The sequence below is a fragment of the Vibrio profundi genome, from assembly GCF_005281835.1.
In the GTDB taxonomy this organism is placed as follows: domain Bacteria; phylum Pseudomonadota; class Gammaproteobacteria; order Enterobacterales; family Vibrionaceae; genus Vibrio; species Vibrio profundi.
In genome coordinates, this window is sequence record NZ_RZIS01000006.1 from 240,665 (window position 1) to 258,961 (window position 18,297).

16 protein-coding genes are annotated in these 18,297 nt (G+C 42.8%); all 16 read right to left on the reverse strand.

The features are described 5' to 3' along the window. Positions 1-67 precede the first annotated feature (67 nt). Positions 68-5,386 carry a DUF6701 domain-containing protein gene (locus ELZ11_RS23960; protein WP_137358447.1) on the reverse strand — a complete coding sequence of 1,773 codons (5,319 nt, stop codon included), beginning with the start codon at positions 5,384-5,386 and terminating at the stop codon, positions 68-70. Between the two features lie 4 nt (positions 5,387-5,390). Further along, positions 5,391-5,804, reverse strand: a complete 414-nt coding sequence (locus ELZ11_RS16170; protein WP_137358481.1) for an MSHA biogenesis protein MshP — start codon at positions 5,802-5,804, stop codon at positions 5,391-5,393. Positions 5,805-5,808: 4 nt separating this feature from the next. Then, the gene (locus tag ELZ11_RS16175; RefSeq protein ID WP_137358448.1) at positions 5,809-6,528 is read right to left on the reverse strand and encodes a PulJ/GspJ family protein; all 720 of its coding nucleotides are present in this window, start codon (positions 6,526-6,528) and stop codon (positions 5,809-5,811) included. Further along, positions 6,528-7,094, reverse strand: a complete 567-nt coding sequence (locus ELZ11_RS16180; protein WP_137358449.1) for a type IV pilus modification PilV family protein — start codon at positions 7,092-7,094, stop codon at positions 6,528-6,530. Before ELZ11_RS16180 ends, ELZ11_RS16175 begins: the two co-directional genes overlap by 1 nt. Next, on the reverse strand, positions 7,094-7,567 hold the full coding sequence (locus ELZ11_RS16185; protein ID WP_244291673.1) for a prepilin-type N-terminal cleavage/methylation domain-containing protein: 474 nt from the start codon (positions 7,565-7,567) through the stop codon (positions 7,094-7,096). The genes ELZ11_RS16180 and ELZ11_RS16185 overlap by 1 nt, the downstream gene beginning before the upstream one ends. 145 nt (positions 7,568-7,712) lie before the next feature. Next, positions 7,713-8,165 carry a type II secretion system protein gene (locus ELZ11_RS16190; protein WP_137358451.1) on the reverse strand — a complete coding sequence of 151 codons (453 nt, stop codon included), beginning with the start codon at positions 8,163-8,165 and terminating at the stop codon, positions 7,713-7,715. 34 nt (positions 8,166-8,199) lie between these two features. Then, positions 8,200-8,775, reverse strand: coding sequence for a prepilin-type N-terminal cleavage/methylation domain-containing protein (locus tag ELZ11_RS16195; protein ID WP_137358452.1), 576 nt, complete (start codon positions 8,773-8,775; stop codon positions 8,200-8,202). 79 nt (positions 8,776-8,854) lie between these two features. Next, positions 8,855-9,310 (reverse strand): MSHA biogenesis protein MshF, encoded by a 456-nt coding sequence (locus tag ELZ11_RS16200; protein ID WP_137358453.1) that lies wholly within the window; start codon positions 9,308-9,310, stop codon positions 8,855-8,857. Between the two features lie 3 nt (positions 9,311-9,313). After that, a complete protein-coding gene (locus ELZ11_RS16205; protein ID WP_137358454.1) occupies positions 9,314-10,534 on the reverse strand; it encodes a type II secretion system F family protein in 1,221 nt (406 codons plus the stop codon). A 13-nt stretch (positions 10,535-10,547) separates the two neighbouring features. Next, on the reverse strand, positions 10,548-12,272 hold the full coding sequence (gene mshE / locus ELZ11_RS16210; protein ID WP_137358455.1) for an MSHA fimbrial ATPase MshE: 1,725 nt from the start codon (positions 12,270-12,272) through the stop codon (positions 10,548-10,550). Beyond that, positions 12,262-13,368 carry an MSHA biogenesis protein MshN gene (locus tag ELZ11_RS16215; RefSeq protein WP_374939831.1) on the reverse strand — a complete coding sequence of 369 codons (1,107 nt, stop codon included), beginning with the start codon at positions 13,366-13,368 and terminating at the stop codon, positions 12,262-12,264. Before ELZ11_RS16215 ends, mshE begins: the two co-directional genes overlap by 11 nt. Further along, positions 13,365-14,210 carry an ExeA family protein gene (locus ELZ11_RS16220; protein ID WP_137358457.1) on the reverse strand — a complete coding sequence of 282 codons (846 nt, stop codon included), beginning with the start codon at positions 14,208-14,210 and terminating at the stop codon, positions 13,365-13,367. Before ELZ11_RS16220 ends, ELZ11_RS16215 begins: the two co-directional genes overlap by 4 nt. A 16-nt stretch (positions 14,211-14,226) precedes the next feature. Further along, the gene (gene mshL / locus ELZ11_RS16225; protein WP_137358458.1) at positions 14,227-15,858 is read right to left on the reverse strand and encodes a pilus (MSHA type) biogenesis protein MshL; all 1,632 of its coding nucleotides are present in this window, start codon (positions 15,856-15,858) and stop codon (positions 14,227-14,229) included. 15 nt (positions 15,859-15,873) lie between these two features. Next, entirely contained in the window at positions 15,874-16,179 is a 306-nt protein-coding gene (locus ELZ11_RS16230; protein ID WP_257619140.1) for an MSHA biogenesis protein MshK, read from the reverse strand. 22 nt (positions 16,180-16,201) lie between these two features. Beyond that, positions 16,202-16,852, reverse strand: a complete 651-nt coding sequence (gene pilO / locus ELZ11_RS16235) for a type 4a pilus biogenesis protein PilO (RefSeq protein WP_137358460.1) — start codon at positions 16,850-16,852, stop codon at positions 16,202-16,204. Then, a complete protein-coding gene (locus ELZ11_RS16240; protein WP_137358461.1) occupies positions 16,852-18,294 on the reverse strand; it encodes an MSHA biogenesis protein MshI in 1,443 nt (480 codons plus the stop codon). The genes pilO and ELZ11_RS16240 overlap by 1 nt, the downstream gene beginning before the upstream one ends. Positions 18,295-18,297: the final 3 nt, after the last annotated feature.

An 18,297-nucleotide genomic window follows, 5' to 3' on the forward strand; every position in this document is an offset into this window, starting at 1 on the left:
GTATAAACATGGACTGAAACCCGCATTTTCTTACAGATTCCTAACTTAAGACTCGTTATTTAAATTATCACTGACCCGTAAGGCGACTTTCCCCTCGATAAATCACACGATCATTTCCGCGATAAATGCCAAAAGTGACGACTGAAGAAGGATCTTGCTCGTTAGCAACATCAGTATCCCAAAAGTAACGCAGCCAAGGAGTGCTACTCATGTCTTGCCATAACTGAATCTGCTCTCTGATTTCAACGCCAGCAGCTTGCGCAGCCGTCAGTGCGGTAGACTCACCATCATTAACCGTAGCAGTTCCACCAAATGTCACGGTTGTTGTCGTACTATCTGGTGACCACAAAATATCACGTTGACTATGAGCGCCAGTGACCTCAGTTGCTGTATCATCAGTATTAGTGACAAAACCATTCCCACTCCAATATTCCGCTCTTAGTGGAATATTCAAAGTTGACCCGGCATTCCCTCCTACATCGTCAAGATCAATTCTCCCAAAGCGAACATCTGGTTGCTCCGTCAACCTTTGCCCATCAGCGGTGAATACAACTGGGTCTACATTCCCTGCAGCAACGACAAGAGAAATGTCTGACGGCGTAGTTAAAGCAGTATCTGCCGTACTGCCATTTAAATTGTATGGACCATCTTCATAGTCAATTGCCGCGTCTAGCTTTTCCCAACAAATACTTGTGACATCCCCGCAATCACCACTTGGAGTAAAGCTGAATTCACCTATACTGCCTGCCGCGATATTCCAATCACCGTCACCAAATTCAGGTGAGATGAACCGATCTGTAAAATCACCTAACTCTGATAAATTGAAACTAGCACGCAAAGCATTCGCATAGTTATCATGGGCATAATTTAAAATAGGATCTTCATTAGCGTCTAATGCTTCTACTTCAAATTCTACCATTTGAAAATTCTGTCCCATGTAGATGTAGCTTTGATTGTCTGGTTCAGTCCAAGTTTGATCCGAAAGTCTAAAAAAACCAGGAAAAAATCGGCCAACAGAGCGAGTACCACTATCAATCGTTTGAGAGAGATAGGTATTATTCGAGGTTGCAATCACAGCTAAGCTTCCCACCTCATTCACGGCCAATCCTGGATAAGGAATATGCTGCTCAGTACCCGTTCCTTCGCCATCAGTATTGGTTCTTGTTAAGGTTCCAGACAACTGTAATTGCACGCCACCGTCAGGTGTAAAAGTGCCATCAGACAATGTCATTGACGCGGAAGTGGCCCCTGTTAAGAAAAAGTTTTGAGTAATATCAGCATCGCAAAGGCTTAGACCACCATTAAGCGTATTTACCGGTGAAGACCCATCCCAATTTGACTGCCACACCACAGGCCTTAGGCGCAGCTCAAAGGTATCCCCGGCAGCCACGTAACCATTACCGTTTGTTGAAGTCCCTGAAATATCCGCACCGCTTTCTTCACAAATGGCAAATGTCCATGGTCTAACAAATACATTCACGACACCCTCTAACGCATCCCAGTCACCACCACTGTCATCTTCACAGTCATAACCAGCCGGGCACTCGAAATCAGGATCAGATAGAACGAAGCTTACCTCTCCAGATTCGACATAATTTACGCTACCGCTAGACTGCGCAGAATTGTCAAAAGTAAAAGTAGCTGAGCTGTTACTCCACGAAGTTCCGCCATCTCCCGATACTTGCAAGTTACCATCAATAGCACCTTGCGCTGATGTTGGTTGAACTAACGTGAAATCAGAAATAGTCAGCACTTTATCGCCGCTATAACCAGAGACCGGCGTGACTGAGTCATTTTTACAGGCTAAAACTTCTAGATCAAAGCTCGCATCTTGTGCGGCGATCGCGTAAACGTTGCTAGCTTCAAATTTGTATAAAGAGACTAGGAAATCACCTGAATCATTTTGGCTAGAATCCGAAGCCAATTCAGCGTCAATAGTATATGTTCCAATGGATGATGCATTAAGTGCAAGCGTCAAAACACCAGATGAATTTGTGGCATAAGAATTTCCACCATTACTTGAGCCTTCAATGACACTGGAGACGGATAAACCACTCGGTAAAGTCACATACACGTCAACTGACTGGGTTATCGCATTCCCCGAAGTATCGGTCACTGTCACGGTAACTTCAGGAGTTTCACATAGTAACGAGAAGTCTTTACTTGGGGTAAGCACCAATTGGTAATCTGTCGGAGGACTATAACAACTATTCTGCCCAAGAATCACAGTATTAGCGTCATGTATGGTGAGATCATTGGTAACAACAGAGCCGCCAATTGTCCCTCCATTATTAAACTGAATGGAATCAAACAAGAGGTGAGCATTGACCACGGCTCCTGATGCAATATTAAATACCGCATTAGCTTCTGGGCCATAAAAGATCAAATCATCGCTCACATGATCATTATTTACATCTGCAGGGTTATTAAACGTCAACTGATCTTTGATCAAAATTGCGGACTTAGAACTCACCTTAATATTATTATTCGTACTGCTAAAGGTTAAGGATTTGAAATAATGGTAGGTGTTAGCCCCCACAGCTAAAGTGACATTTTCACTGTTCGATGTAAAAGTGCCGATATAGACCTTTTTATTATCCGGGAAACGATATTCGACAGGGTAATCACTACCGCCATAGCTCAAGGTTAACGAGTTCAGATCTACATTAATGTTGATGATGCCATCACCTTGACCTGCAGGATGACATACGTCACCGACAAGCGCAGCATCACAAGTGCCACTACCGTTATCTTCGTCAGGTCTTGAGCTATAAAAAGCCACATCACCAGTTAATGCGGGGAAGTTTATAGGAGGAAGTTTATCGGCATCTACTTTTGTTCCTCCAGTCGTACAAGTTCCTGATTGGCAAGTATACTGATAGCTAGAGTAGTCAGTTAGGTTATCAAACCCCATTTCAATGTTCTGACAATCCGCCTCACTAGGTGAGCAGTGTTCCGCACTCCAACCGCCAATGAAATATTTCAAAGATTCGCCATCAGGGAAGCTAGGCGCATTATTAAATGTTATTTGTGAACCAGATTTCCAAGAACTTGCTGGAGCAGGGAATATTTCACAAAGATCAAACGATACCTCTTCAAAGGCAAAATAGCCCACTTCTTCTGGGATATGCGTTCTCACACGGAAGTCTTCATCAACGACAAAGCTAACTTGGCTATTGTTGATGTTACACCTACGCAGCCAACCACCATGCCCACCAGCTCGTTCTTGTTTATTCGCAATGATCCCATCAACACTACTCAACGCGGTTGTGGCGTATTTGTCTTCACAGCCATCAAGCATTGGGTCACTGCCATTTTGGCTAGGAGTATCGTACCCTCTCGCAAACTGCACCTTATAGCCATCAACTTCTAGCACCGAGCTGGTCGACAGAGCTGCTAAAAATGCAATTTTCTCATCTTCGTAATCTAAATTGCTGTTGTGAGATGCGCTCAACTCTAAAAATAAATCAACATATGAGCGCTCATCCGTTCTCCTGACTTTTCCTGAAGTCATCCATTTATCAGCGTTATTTCTTGTTTGTATCTGGTGTAAAACAACGGGATTTGATGAAAATGAAGTAATGCCGAAATCGTTATAAAGCACGCGCTCATTATTGTTAGAACCAGACTTAGCGCTCGCCGCATCCGTTTCTAAATAACCCGCAAGAACTTGATGCCCATTAAAGTCAGCGATCCCAGGTTCAATAGCGAGGTAGCTTATTTCTGTCATTGTTTGACTAGTGAGATCTGGGCCGCCCCCATTCTTAGGGGCTTTGATTTGCTCTAGCGTCGCTTCGGTTTTCGTCACATTTGTTACAGCCATCGTAGCCGGAGCATCCGCATCTGGACTACTTGGATCAATAGTTGGCATAACAAAAACAAGAGGGGTATTCGTGTAATCTTTAGTTAATGGGATCGTACACTCACCACCAGAACATTGAGCGATACCAAATTCATATTGAGCATCTTCAACATATGTTGGTGGCGGTAAACAACTTTCAGGCACACTACCAACAATTTTCGCATCGTCATGTAAATCAATTTTTAACGACGTTACGCCACCGTTAAGTGTCACATCATCATGTAATTTCACTTCGGTATTAGCTAGGATAAGTCCATTGAATTCAAAAGCGATATCAGATTCAAACTTTGCATCTTCATCATCATGTACGATAATCCAAAAATCTTCTGGATTACCTGTATGAGAAATACTGCCTGACTCCTTAACCTTAATACTATTAACATGCAGGTTAGTAGGTGCGGCTATGATAAGTGTACCTTCTTCACCGTCTTTATCTTTTCCCTTAACCTCTAGTTCATCTATAACGTAATCACCACCAGTAAAGGTGACGCTACCGTCTTCAATTGTTACCTTTCCATAATAACCCGCACTTAATTCAGTGACGGATCCAGCTGGTACATCAGGGTAGAATTCATTATCAAAATCAGTAAATGTTGGAGGTGAGACCAATAACGTAGAATTGCCGCTACAGTTCAGCCCATCACAACTACCATCTTTTGCATTTAAGTTATCAGATTCAGAGAAGCCAACTTGGCCGGGTAAAGTTAAGTTCTGAATTAGTGCATCGTCTTTGGTATGGAACTTAATATCTTTGTCATCAAAATCTCCACTCCAGCGCTGAGCCGGCCCAGAAAAAACTTCACAAACATCAGGTAAAATAGGAGCATCGGGGGGCTCAACAGCTTCAGGTAGCTCAGTTTCGACAGTAGCACTACTATCCATGGTAAGATCTTTAGAAACTAAGGTTCCTACAATAGTCGTATTAATAATCTTTAGTTCTTTATTATTAAAGATGTGTCCGTAGATTGTCCCAGCATCTTCAAAAGTGGCAACTTCAGATTTTCCCGATCCAGATACAAGTATAAAGTCATCAGGGTTCTTACTTTTAACATCAATTGAACCACCCGAAGTAACGGTAATTTTTTCCACGTACAGTGTAACAGGACCGGTAACTTCTAGCGTTGTACCATCGAGCTTAAGCTCAGAGCCAGTGTATTCATAAATCCCAGGCCCAATACCGCTACTAATATCCCCAGATCCAAATGAGATCACAGTTTGATCCGATGGAACATCAAAGTCAGGCTCATCTGATAAAGTAAAATCATCTTCAATTCCACAACGAGCGCTGCCACAAGACCCATTGTGATTATTGTCAATTTCCTTATAACCACCTAAAGAATCACTCGGAACATTAATAAAGCTGGCACTATTGTTCAAATCAACTTTGTTCTTACCCTCTTGCCATGTTTGTGCAGCAGTAACCGGTCTTATTGGATCCGGAAGAGGCCAGTATGCATCCGCAAATACCCTCGTTGGCATTACAATAGAAATTAACAAAGCATATTTAACTAGAAGGTCTTTCACAAAATCACTCCCTTACCCACACTTCTTGAACTCGTTGAACTTGATTGATACCACTTCCACATTCAACTGTCGCTTCGACTCTAAATGAACGCACGCCATCCAATTCTGGTAACTCTTCACATGTCAGCACTGCATCTTGGCATTGAGCCAAACCAAAATCTAATGAAGTACCGTTTACAGTTCCGGTACACGCAGCTACATCACTATCATCATCTAGTGGATATATTTGCGTTAATGCCCATTCATTAGCAGAATGAGCCGCTAGCCACGCTTGAGTTCCTAAGACATCACGAGTGTTTGCATCATTATTCGACCACTCAACTCGAGTGAGACTCATACTCAGCATTCCCATAACAACTAAGACAAAAATAGCCACAATGTATAGGCTGCCTTTTTGAAAGCGCCGACTCTGATACAAAGAATTATGGGACATTCAACACCTGCACTTCTTGCTGAAAATTCGTCGTTTCCTCAGACTGTTCAAACTCTAAGTTTAGCAGTACCGTGCCACCACGCTGAGCATTCGCGGAAGCGTAGTCAAAACTTCCTGTATTAATGCTATCCGCAACCGTTACTGAGTTTCGGAACAATGAGAGCGAATCTCCAGTTGGGATCAAACAATACGCAACTAAATCTGAGAAAATATACTGACGATTACCAACTGAATCGCTCGAAATACTCGCAGCTCCACCGCTTACTGTATATACACCGCCCGACACCGAGGTATTCAGGTTTGTTACCGAAAGAGCAGATGCAAACTCTTCAAACCTAGTCGGGTTGATAATCAGTTGATGGCCACCGTTGATGACATCGTTAGAATCGACATCATTATTACCAACGATGAAATCGATATTCGCACCAGATACAGCATAGAACCCAGAATAGCTAATCGGATAAAAAGAAATACAACTATTGGCTCCAGAAATTACGCCATCATCAAAACTGTTCGGCACGGCATGACGGATTTCTCGAGACATTTTTTCTAATATGAACTTCGCTTGAGTTTGCAATCGCTGCCTATCGATAGAGTCCGCATAACCTTTAGTGCCAAATTCAACAAAGCCAGCAATACCCAATACAATAATCCCACTGATTATCATAGTGACCACCATTTCAATTAAAGTGAAACCGTTTAATTTCATCAGTAATTTCCTCGAAAGGCAGTTAAAGTATAAGAACTTTGGTTACTGGCCGATATTGTCATATCAATACGCTTAAAAGAGTACTCATTGATAGGCGCTACCGCGTGATAACTTGCATCGTAGTCCACCGCTATCTCAATACGAAAGTTTTGATATGTATCAGCGTCATCACCAATAAGCTCGCTTAAATCATTGCAACCATTGGCACCATTTGGTTCCCAACAGCCTATATAATCATCAACATCGTTAAACAAGCTTATGGCTTCATCCGCGCCTAAAGTGTTTGCCGCCCCCGATATACCTGAACAAAATTCTTCTGTCGTCCCGGTTTCTCCTTCACCACAACGTATTCCAGTTCCGGTAAAATCTCCATTATGATCAAAGCCTCGAGATAAGATCTGACTCATTAAACTTTGGCCAAGCGCAATTGCTCTTGTTTGATAATGAGGGTCGCCCGAGCGGGCTATTTGAGGTGCAATAAAACTCGTTATGGTGATCATAGCAACGCCAATAATCACCATAACGACCACACTCTCAATTAATGTAAAGCCATAGCGCAATTTCATTAGCACCCTCCCACATAGCCTTGAGAATTGATGCAAATTGATGCTTGCTGACCTTCAGAAGTAAGAGTGATATCTACACCACCACTAGCATTACCCAACGGGTTTCCCAGCAGATCAAAATCAATACTTGTCACTGAAGGTTCTGTCGAAAAGGTTAAGTTATCACTACGTATAATATCGCTACGAATTTCATCATTACTTTCTGCCTCATCACAAGCCGAAGTCGAACCTAGACAGCTATTAGAAATGGTAAGTTGAAAATTTAAATTTGTTTCCAAAGGATCAAGATTGGATTGCATCCGGTTCACTTGAATTTGGCGAATAATAGAAATGACTTGTTCTTGAGCAGCAAAAGAAGAAAAGCTAGAAATACCGATATAGCGACTAGAGGCATAAACAGAAACGATACCTAACAAAATTATTACAATGATAAGTTCTACTAAGGTAAAACCTGTTTCGCGAATAAGTTTCACTATTACACCAACTAAATCATCAATAAGTATTTCATATTATATGAAATTTTTCAGAACCTCGACGTGAGAATGTAAAATGTTCTAATTTAGCTCTCTTACCAAACTGTAGCTAGAAAAAAGGCCAGCAAATGCTGGCCTTTAAACATTAGTTACAGTTTTGAAGCGTTATAATCGGCTCAGCCGCACTAGACGCTGCAGCTTGATACTCAACATAACAGTCTGTGTTACTATCTGTGAAACCAAAGCCAATTGCACTGTTCGCAGTAGCTCCGCTTACAATAGTCCAGTCTGCTTCTAGTCCAGAAACTGCAGAATGTAAAGCAGCAGATGTTTCATCAGGATAACCAAAAACAACTGCAATAGATTCACTACCGATAGTTACTGTTGCTGAAGACTGAGATTCAACTCCAGAAATAGCAGATTTACCATATACTATGCCAGCAGCACCTGCCATCGCGCCTTTCAAGCCTTGCGCAGCAGATTCTCTTGCATCATCTTGCAAGTTAAGGAAACGAGGTGCTGCAGTTACTGCAAGAATACCTAGAATAACAATTACCACCACTAGTTCGATAAGGGTGAAACCGCCTTGTTTTTTCATAGTCTTTCTCTCTATGTGTAAATTTAAAGCAGGATTACTGCAGTGTTACGGTCACACGACCAGTCTTAATCTCGTAAACGAATTGATGCTCTGTACCTCCTTCTAATTGAATATAGGTACAAAAAGCATTGGTGTTATCCGCTTGCGCTGAATATTTGTAATTAGAGCCATTTGCGACATCATCTAATGTTCCAACTTTCGGTGGGTTTTGTAGAAGATTTTCCATCATATCCACACAAGCTGAATCTGTGACATCAGTAGGTATTGAAGTTGAATCTTCATTAAGAGCCCAAGGGTAACCATCACGAAAGTCAGTATCAGTGCCAGTACTGTCTTTAGATCGAGTTAACCAAAAATCAACACCATCATAATTTACAGTATTGTATGTTTCACCGCCAATGTTTTCTGACGGCCTAGCTTCAGCTTCCCATTGTGCTCTTGCAGATAAGACCCCAGTTGCAAAGCCACCAGCTACTCCTTCAATACTCGCTTTTTTCGCTTCATCAGTTACATCCAAGAAACGAGGCAGTGCTGCTACGGCTAATAAACCAACCACAACAATGACCACGACTAATTCCACCAAGGAGAAACCTTTTTGATTTTTAAGCATTTTCTACCTACTTCCACAATTAGTATGACGTATTATACATGGTTCAATCGACAAGAACATTAGAGAAGTGTCAAAATAATCACAAAGCCAATATATTGGCTTTTACACTAAACCGTCCCTGAGAAAGCAATACATCTATTTGATACTTCTCAGTATATTGATATCGACAGTAAATCCCATCTTTATCGCTCATATCAATCACTTCTGGTTGCCCAATACCTAACACTCGACGCTCTGGATACAAGTAAGACAACCAAAATGAACAATCTCTCTTGGCATGACTCAAAGGTAACAACCAGCCCGATTTGCTGTAACTAAGTGGCTGACCAAATTCATCAATACCAGCAGAGCCATTTAACAACCTTTGCTGCTTATAATAGTTAGCACGTTCGAGAATACGTTTGCTTGCTACTACAACTGCCGTATTTGTCGCTTCTTCTTCAACGGAGCGCCATGCTCCCATAAACGCGAAGATAAGCACTAAGATAACCACAGCCCAAATTGCTGTTCTAGAACGGCGGATATTATCAGCCACAAGTTATCCTTTAATTGCGTCTAACATTCCCCACATCGGTAAGAAAATACCTAATGCAAGAATCAATACCATGCCAGCTACTATCACCAATAAAATCGGTTCTATACGAGCAGTAAGTGTTTTTAAATCATAGTCCACTTCGCGATCATAGAAGTCTGCTACTTCCAATAATAGCTCATCTATTCGGCCCGTTTCTTCACCTACCGAAATCATCTGTATAACCAAAGGAGTAAAAATCCCTGAGTTAATCGCCGTTGAAGAAACCGTACTACCAGCTTCGATAGCCGCTTTCATCTCTTGAATTCTTAGTTCTAAATAGCGATTTCCTAATGCCTCAGCCGATAATGCTAACGATTGATTCAAGGGAACACCGGCTTTTAGCATCAGGGCAAACGTTCTGGAAAAACGGGATAACTGAGCTCTGTTGATCACTCCACCCACTACAGGCATTTTTAATCGGAATTTATCCCATTTTTCCCGCCCATCAGCTGTGCCTATCCAAGCTTTAAAAGCAAACAACGCACCAACAATAACGCCAAGCATGAGCCCCCAATAATTGACAAAGAACTCAGACATACCAATCAAAATTCTGGTTGGTAACGGTAAATCGACCCCAAAGCGGCTAAACATACTCGAAAACTGTGGGATCACTTTTACATTTAATATAAACATCGCAATCATGATAAAGCTGATCACAAACGTCGGATAACGCATCGCGGTTTTAATGCGTTTACGCGTTTCTACCTCTTGTTCGTAATAGCCTGCCAACTGCAAAAGTGCCTGGTCTAATCGACCTGTATTTTCACCGACACTGATCATTGAAACGAATAATGGACTAAATACTTTTGGGTGTAGCTGCATAGACGCCGATAACCCTCGGCCATTCGTCAATTCAGCGACCACTTCTTCTAACGCTTCCTTTAACTGCTTATTTTCGCAATTTTGGGTTAACCCCTTCATTGAACGCAGCAAAGGTACACCCGCTTTCGTTAAGCTGTATAACTGACGACAGAATAAAACCAAGACCTCTAAAGGGACTGCAGGCGTAAACAGGCTCGAAACATCCATATTCAACGCAGATGTACTTTTTCCAGCAGTAATAGAAGTCGGAATGATCCCTTTCCCCATTAAGCTTTCCGCTGCGACATCCTCGCTCGCAGCTTCTAGTTGTCCGCTGGCTTTGCTTCCATCTGCATTTCGCCCTTGATATCGAAAAGTTGGCATCTTCTATAGCCCTCTAGAGCAAAATTGCATCAGTACTACCTGACGCATCCCCTTCGCCAAGGTTCATCACTTCATCTAGGCTCACTACACCTTTAAGAGCAAGCTCCATAGCTGAAGCAAGTAAAGGCTTATAATTTTCAGACTGTCTTGCTGCCTGCGAAAAGCCAACAGCATCATTAGAGCGCAATGCATCCATCATATTTTGTTCTAACTCGAGCATTTCGAACACGCCAATACGGCCTCGATAACCAGTTAAATTACAGTTCTGGCAGCCTCGCCCTTTAATAAACGAAGACGCAACTTGGTTAGGAAAACGTACGCTCAACCACTGTTTTCTAGCATCATCTAATTCATCGTCCACTTTACAGTCGGTACACACTTTCCGAACTAATCGCTGAGCGACGACCGCTCGAACAGCACTTGCAACTAAATAGCCAGGGGCGCCCATGTCCATCATCCGTAATGCACTATCAACAGCATCATTGGTATGCAAAGTACTTAATACTAAGTGACCGGTTAATGCCGCTCGCAAGCCAATCTCTACCGTTTCATGATCACGCATCTCACCGACAAGGATAATATCGGGATCCTGACGTAAGAAGGTTCTTAAAATTGTCGAAAAGTCCAAATTGATCTTTGGATTAACTTGCACTTGGTTAACACGAGGAAGGCGGTATTCCACAGGATCTTCCGCAGTAATGATTTTCTTCCCCGGTTCATTTAGTTCAGTCAATGCACCGTACAAGGTCGTTGTTTTACCAGAACCGGTTGGGCCGGTAACTAAGATCATTCCATGTGGGCGTCGTAGTTGCTTTCGTAAACGGACCAGTAGATCAGCGGGTAACCCCGATTCTTCTAATTTACGTAAACCAGCGGACTGGTTAAGCAAACGCATTACAACCGACTCACCATGCTGCACTGGCATTGTCGACATACGAATATCGACAGATTGCCCTTTTGCACGAATATTAAAGCGACCATCCTGAGGCAAGCGTTTTTCAGAAATATCCAAGTTGGCCATCAGTTTTAAACGTAGTACTAAAGCGGAAGCGATATTAACCTCGTTTAAAATTGTTTCGTGCAATACGCCATCAATACGTTGTCGCAAACGCAGTAGATTTGCATCCGGTTCAATGTGGATATCCGACGCTCCAACCTGAATCGCATCTTCAAACAAAGAATTGATAAGTTTTACAACCGTAACCTCATCACTATCTTCATCCGCGATATCAAAATCAAACGCTTCGGTTACTTGGTGCTCTGCCTGCAATTGCTCAGCAAAAGAGGCGATTTCTTTGGTTCGACGATAGTAACGGTCAAAGCCTTCGACTAGCTGCCTTTCTGGTGCAATTACGAACTCAAGCCCATATTGCCCTAGCTGCCCCAATAGTGACTCTTGAGCGAAAAGGTCAGCAGGATCACTCATTGCGACACGTAAGGTGTCACCTTGACGTCCTATCACTAACGCACGTAATCGGCGAGCATGGACCTCAGGTAAAACCTGAACTGCATCCACATCCACATTCGCGCGACTTAAGTCAATCAGTGGTAAATCCAGCTGCTGAGATAAGAAGGTGAGCATTTGTTGTTCAGATAGAAAGCCAAGTTCAATTAAGGTATCGCCTAACTTTCGCCCAGTACTTTTTTGAGCTGCCAGAGCTTGCTCAACCTGAGTTTCAGTAATGATCCCTTCTTCTACAAGTAAATCACCAAGTCGCTTTCTTAACTTAATTTGCACTCTCGGCTTCCTCTAAATCTTTAAGTATTTTTAATCGGTCACGTACGAAGGTCTGAGACTGGGAAGAAATCCCGACACGCGTTAACGCCTGTTGATAAGAATGCTTCGCTGACGAAAAGTCCAACTGACGCTCTTGCTGAATTCCAAGGCCTAGCCACCAGCGTGCATTACTACCATCAAGTTCCACGAGTTTTTGGTAGCTCTCTAAAGCGATCTCTTCATGCTGAGATTTCTGACTTAGTACCGCTCGCATTGCCAAATAATCTTTACTCGGCGAAGGCGGAAGGTGTACTAAGGGGCTCAAAGCCGCTTCAGATTGGTTTGCCTTTATTAACAGCTTAGATAAGCTGAGCCGAAGCGCTTCACTGTCATCATTCAATTGAATGCCCGTTTGTAACAACTCATACGCTTTACGCGTATCGCCTTTGCCAAAATATAAAACAGCAAGTTTTTTTCGAATATCTTCGTCACGGGGTGTGTAACGCAACGCCTCTGTGAACCCTGTTAACGCACCTAATAAATCATTACTATCTAACGCTTTCTGAGCTCGACCTCGGGCATTCGCCGCTAACTGTTCTGCGCTAAGTTCTACCTGTTTGATCACCATTTGATTCGCAGGCACTGCAGGCTCTGCACTTGTCTTCTTTAGTGCTGCTGAAGTAGTGCTCACTTCAGGTCCATTGGTATTTTTCGCAACAAGAACTGGTTTAGTCTCCGGCTCTACTTGGCTTTGCCCTAAAGTTGGACGTGGCGGTTCTGTCGCTACCTCAGAAATAGAGTTAGGCACAGCTTTCTCAACTGTTGTATTTGATGGTAGAGCGTCTTCCACAGTTACCGAGACTTGAGGTGCAACTTTGTTAGTTGGCGATGGCACCACACTATGTTGAGAATTAGACACAACGTTCGAACTTGCCTCTGCAACTTCAGGAGCCGACTGAGTGATTGCCCAACCGCCCACTGTTAAGCTCAAGGCAAAGCCAGCAATTAACCAAACCCAAGGGGAGCGCGTTTTAACAGTTGGAACCACTGCCGCTTCAATTGTTGTGTTGGACTGCTTTTTAGCAAGTTCGGATAGTGCGCTATTGATGGCACTCATGGTTGACTCCATCCCCAGATGTAAGGGGTTTTAAATATCGGTTTACGTACATCGTAAGTATCATGCATCGCAGAAAAAACGTGATGATTTTCTATTTTGCCTGTTTGTTGAGTAAAACAAAGTAACAGCGCTTTATGGCATATCTGATTAATTAAACGAGGAATACCCAACGATGAATGCCAAATCGCTTTCTTATGAGCGAGGGAAAACAGCTGAGTATCACCGCCCACTTTAGTCAATCGACTATCAATATAAGCAACCGTTTCATCCAGTTTCAAAGGACGCAATCGAGAGCTAAAGCTGATCCTCTGCCTAAATTGGCGTAAATGGTACGCTTCTAGTCGTGTGTCTAATTCAGGCTGACCAAATAGCACTAACTGCAGTAACTTTTTATCTTCTGTTTCCAGGTTGCCAAATAGTCGTAAGGCTTCTAAAGCTTCATCGCTCAAAGCTTGAGCTTCATCTAACACCGCAACCACAGTTTGATTCTGAGTATGAAGCTCTATCAGCTTATGCTGTATCTCATCAACGATTGACGCTTCATTTTCAACTTGTATGCCTAGCTCTTTTGCTACGGCATAACGTAGATCCATCCCACTTAAGACTGGGTTAGGTAAATAAATCAGAGCACACTCAGATTGCAGCTGATTGACTAACATTCGGCAAACCATGGTCTTGCCAGTGCCAACTTCACCAGTGACTTTGATGACACCTTCACCCATCGACAATGCTGATAAAACCGTTTGAATCGCTTCAAAATGAGGGGCTAATCCGTAAAAAAGCTCAGTGTTCGGCGTCAGTGAAAAAGGCTGCTGTTCAAATCCAAAATGAGCTTGATACATCTATTCTCCAGCCAGTTTATTCTTCATTAGGGAACCATTGTTGAAGAAGGTCACGTGAGCGCTCAAGCTCTTTTTGCCAAGTGTTAACCCCAACAATTGTCGGCTTCAGCAAGATAACCAACTCAGTTTTTTGCGTTAACTCTGATGTATTTCGGAATAAATGACCTAATGCAGGGATATCTCCAAAAAACGGAACTTTAGACACAAGCTCCGACGTATTAGACTTCATTAAGCCACCAATCACGACCACATCTCCATCTCTAGCTCGGATCACAGAGTCAGATTCACGAATAGAGCTTTTTGCCAAAGGTAATGACACCAAGCCAGTAGAGTCACCTAAATTAAGTTCTTTCGTTTCTTCTTCCACTTCAATAACAGCAGGGTGAACGTGCAAGAACACATTGCCTTTGTCATCAATTTGCGGCGTGACATCTAATGAAATACCGGAAAAGAATGGCGTTAATTCAACTTCAGGAGAAACATTCGCATTATCACCACTGCCAACGACACTCGATAAATCAGTCACATAGTATTCATCAGTGCCCACTTTAATCACAGCTTTCTGATTGTTCGATGCTGTTACTCTTGGGCTAGAAAGGACATTCAAATCTCCTTGCGTATCCATAAAGCTTAAAACAGCTTCAAAGCTACCGTCTGAAATCGTGACGTTTGTCTGACCGCCAAGTAATGAACTAATAGCATCAAGTGGCGGAAGTGTATTCGCAGGACGATCGATAACGACGCCACCACTACCTATTGACTTTGATAAGTTACTCCAACTGATCCCTTGTTGGTAACCATCACTTAGCGTCACTTCCAAAATCTTGGCTTCTAAAATCACTTGGCGCTGGAGGCGCTGCTGAGATATTCCCAAGAACTGACGCACCTCTCTAATTTCATCAGGGAAAGCTCGTACTGTGATCACGCTCGCTTGAGGAGTCACTACCACACTTTGGCCATCACCTGAGCCAATTAATTGGGCGACCGCTTTTTCTAACTGAGGCCAAAAATCACTTTCAGATGTCGTTTCAATTTCAGTACCACCATTAGTGCTCGTACTGGAATTCGAGGAAGAGTTAGATGAAGAAGAACTAGAAGAGCTCGACGAAGATGAAGATGATCCTGTGTCGCTATTACTGATGGTGCTCGTCGTAATTGTTGTCAAAGAGCGACCGATACGCTTCACCTGCAAATAGTCTACAGGAATTGTTACAGTGCGCAGGCCGGCAGGATAGATTTGAATGACCTTGCCTCGCTTCTCAATATCGTAGCCATACATATCTTGTACAACATTGAGCACTTCGTCCAAAGTAACATCCGTTAGGTTAACGGTCACCTTGCCCGACACGCTAGGGTGAATTGCTGCACTGTACTCGGTTCCTTTTACCAAGCTTGCAAAGAAGGCACGCGCATCGACACCATTCGCCTGAATTCTAAAGCGCTTAACGGCTTCTACGGGAGCTAATTGAGAATTTTCAAGCTCAGGCATCAAGTCATCCTGCACAGAAGACGGCAGTTCATGCAGGCTACGGCTATTAGCCTCATTAATAGACTCATTCAAAGTCTCTTTAATCTCAACGGGATCACGATGCCCCATTGAACAGCCGACTAATGATGAAACGATAATTGCCACTACGAGTTTACGCATGTCTTCACTCAAACCTTAATTATTCTTTATATCTAGAGAGAACAGTTCTAGTTTCCACTGCTTACCACCTCTCTGCAGAGAGACATATTCTGGATCTATGGTTTTAATTCGATAGCCTCGAATCGACTCTCCTTGTGCGAGAATCTGATCATTCAAAATTGCATAGCAAGGTAAGTCGCTTTTACACACAATACTTTGCAATGTAGGTAATCGATAATGCACCGCTTTTTTCTCAGCGGGCTGTGCGGCTTGCTCTTTCGGCACCATCCAGCCTAGTGGCGCAGTTGGGTCTTGCTCCGCATAAGCATTAGACGCAATCATTAGCGTTGCAAATAAAAATGCTCTAACCACCAATGAACTCCTGTCTTGTACCTAAGGTATATACTTCAAAAATCAGTCGAGCTTGAGGGTACTCTTCCACTTTGTACTGAAAACTGCGCCAGTAATATCTCACGGGAAGTTCCTCTAACGTCTTCAAATAGCTAGCGATATCAAAGTAGCTGCCTGTCAGCTCCATCCGTACTGGATGGACAAAATAACCTGAGTATTCGCTCGTGGTCTGTTTTTTAGAAATAGGCTCTGGCTTCATTGACTCTAAAGAGACGAGTTTCAAACCTTTTGCAGAGGTCAGCACACCTTCTAACAACTCTGTCATTTGAGTTGGAGATATAAGACTATCAACCACTTCTGACAATTCCATCGACAAGTCTTGGCTTTGAATCAGTAGCTTTTTGTATTGAACATCAATGTCTTTATCGGGATCTTTATTCAGTTTAGCTTGTAGAACCAACAGCTCACCTTGAGCCACTTGATTACTCTGCTTAGTGGCTCTTAGCTTGGATTCACTCGCGGCCAACGACTTATAGCTAGGCTCTAGTAGCAAAGTGAATAACAACATGAACAAGCCAACAGTGCCACATAACGCCACCAGCCATTTTTCTCGTTGTGATAATGCCGCAAACTTATCGTTTAACAACGCCCATTGTTGGTTCATTACTTTTTCTCCCGACGAGTACGTAGTTCGAAAGTAATGATGTCTTGTTCATTACGACCAATTTTTAGCTTTTCAAACGCGCGACCAACCAAGTTGAGCTCATTCTTAAATTGATTGACCCAATTCGGCACTACTCCAGCACTACGTGCATAACCGTTCAAGTCCAAAGTATCGTGATTCATATAAATATTAGACAATGAAATATCATTGCGTCCTAATTTCGCTAATGCCGTCATCACTCCAGAGTAGCCCACTTGCTGTGATTGGTCGTACTGGCCTACCGCCTGTAATGCATCACGTTTCGCTTTAATTTCTCTCTGTAAACGAGCCACCGCTGCAACCTTTTCCGGTGAAGGTTTATGTTTCGCTAGCTTATTTTTCAATTGACCAACTTGCTGGTTAAGCTGACGAGCTTCAATTTGGACCACAGATAATTCAGCATTCACGACACCTTGCTGATATGAGGTGTATCCATACAAGCCAAGTAAAACAGCGGATAAGACGAGCCAGCTCGCAACGATGTTTGTGAGCGTAAAGTATTCTTTCTTTGGCCTTAAGTGTTCAGGATAAAGATTGACACTAAACGTCGAAACTGAAGCTGCAACATCTGCCAACAATCGACCCGATTCTGCTCTGTCGCCTTCAACTAATCGAGAGACCTTAGAACTTAACCGTTCATTAAGCGCCTCTGCCAATTCATTTTCATCTTCATCGTCACAGCACACTTTTAGTTGATGAAGCTGTGTACCTTTTAATTGAGAAGAAAGGTAGTCAACTGAGCGTTGGAGTTCTAACGCTAACCCATCGAGCTGAAGTGCGCTCGAGGCGACACCAGTTAAAGGGGGAACAACACTACGGATTGTTCTTTGAAAGCAAACAGTATTCTCGACAAAAGCACCAACTTTGAAGCTGCCATGGCTACTGCGCTGCAGCAACATAAAGTTACTTAGTTCCCCAGCGGCATGCCCCCATACTTCATCTTCAGGTACAATTTGCCCAATTGACACTTGGCAAGATGCTGCGATTAAAAGCAGCTTATCCAATGTCTTCTTAGGAAAAACATAAACTTGTAGTTTATTACCTGTAGGCAGAATCACCGCGTCAGCTACGATTTCTGTTACTCGCTCAGTAATGAGGTCTTTGAGCAAAAATGGGAGCGCGACAGGCCATTCGTTTTCAGGAATGTCTGGTTTTTCAATTTGATAGGTTTGATAAAAGCTTGAGTCGAGTACAAGAGTCAGATTTTGACCGCTCAACTCATCGTTTTTTAATATTGTTTTAAGCGCGCCTTCCCAATCACCACCATTTATAGCAGTAACACTCGGCAAGGAAGACGTTTCAGTTAAAGACAAATACAGGGCATTTTGCTGAAGCATGACCGTTTGCGAATCGCTTTGCGCTTTCGCAGGTTTTAATTTGTCTAATATCGCTTTTAAATTCATTCG

What these genes read in the sequence shown, in the direction of transcription:
- ELZ11_RS16175 (WP_137358448.1), bottom strand. Translation starts at nt 6,528, where the DNA reads ATGAAATTAAACGGTTTCACTTTAATTGAAATGGTGGTCACTATGATA.
- ELZ11_RS16205 (WP_137358454.1), bottom strand. Translation starts at nt 10,534, where the DNA reads ATGCCAACTTTTCGATATCAAGGGCGAAATGCAGATGGAAGCAAAGCC.
- ELZ11_RS16215 (WP_374939831.1), bottom strand. Translation starts at nt 13,368, where the DNA reads ATGAGTGCCATCAATAGCGCACTATCCGAACTTGCTAAAAAGCAGTCC.
- pilO (WP_137358460.1), bottom strand. Translation starts at nt 16,852, where the DNA reads ATGAACCAACAATGGGCGTTGTTAAACGATAAGTTTGCGGCATTATCA.
- ELZ11_RS16180 (WP_137358449.1), bottom strand. Translation starts at nt 7,094, where the DNA reads ATGAAATTGCGCTATGGCTTTACATTAATTGAGAGTGTGGTCGTTATG.
- ELZ11_RS16230 (WP_257619140.1), bottom strand. Translation starts at nt 16,179, where the DNA reads ATGATTGCGTCTAATGCTTATGCGGAGCAAGACCCAACTGCGCCACTA.
- mshL (WP_137358458.1), bottom strand. Translation starts at nt 15,858, where the DNA reads ATGCGTAAACTCGTAGTGGCAATTATCGTTTCATCATTAGTCGGCTGT.
- ELZ11_RS16190 (WP_137358451.1), bottom strand. Translation starts at nt 8,165, where the DNA reads ATGAAAAAACAAGGCGGTTTCACCCTTATCGAACTAGTGGTGGTAATT.
- ELZ11_RS16195 (WP_137358452.1), bottom strand. Translation starts at nt 8,775, where the DNA reads ATGCTTAAAAATCAAAAAGGTTTCTCCTTGGTGGAATTAGTCGTGGTC.
- ELZ11_RS16220 (WP_137358457.1), bottom strand. Translation starts at nt 14,210, where the DNA reads ATGTATCAAGCTCATTTTGGATTTGAACAGCAGCCTTTTTCACTGACG.
- ELZ11_RS16240 (WP_137358461.1), bottom strand. Translation starts at nt 18,294, where the DNA reads ATGAATTTAAAAGCGATATTAGACAAATTAAAACCTGCGAAAGCGCAA.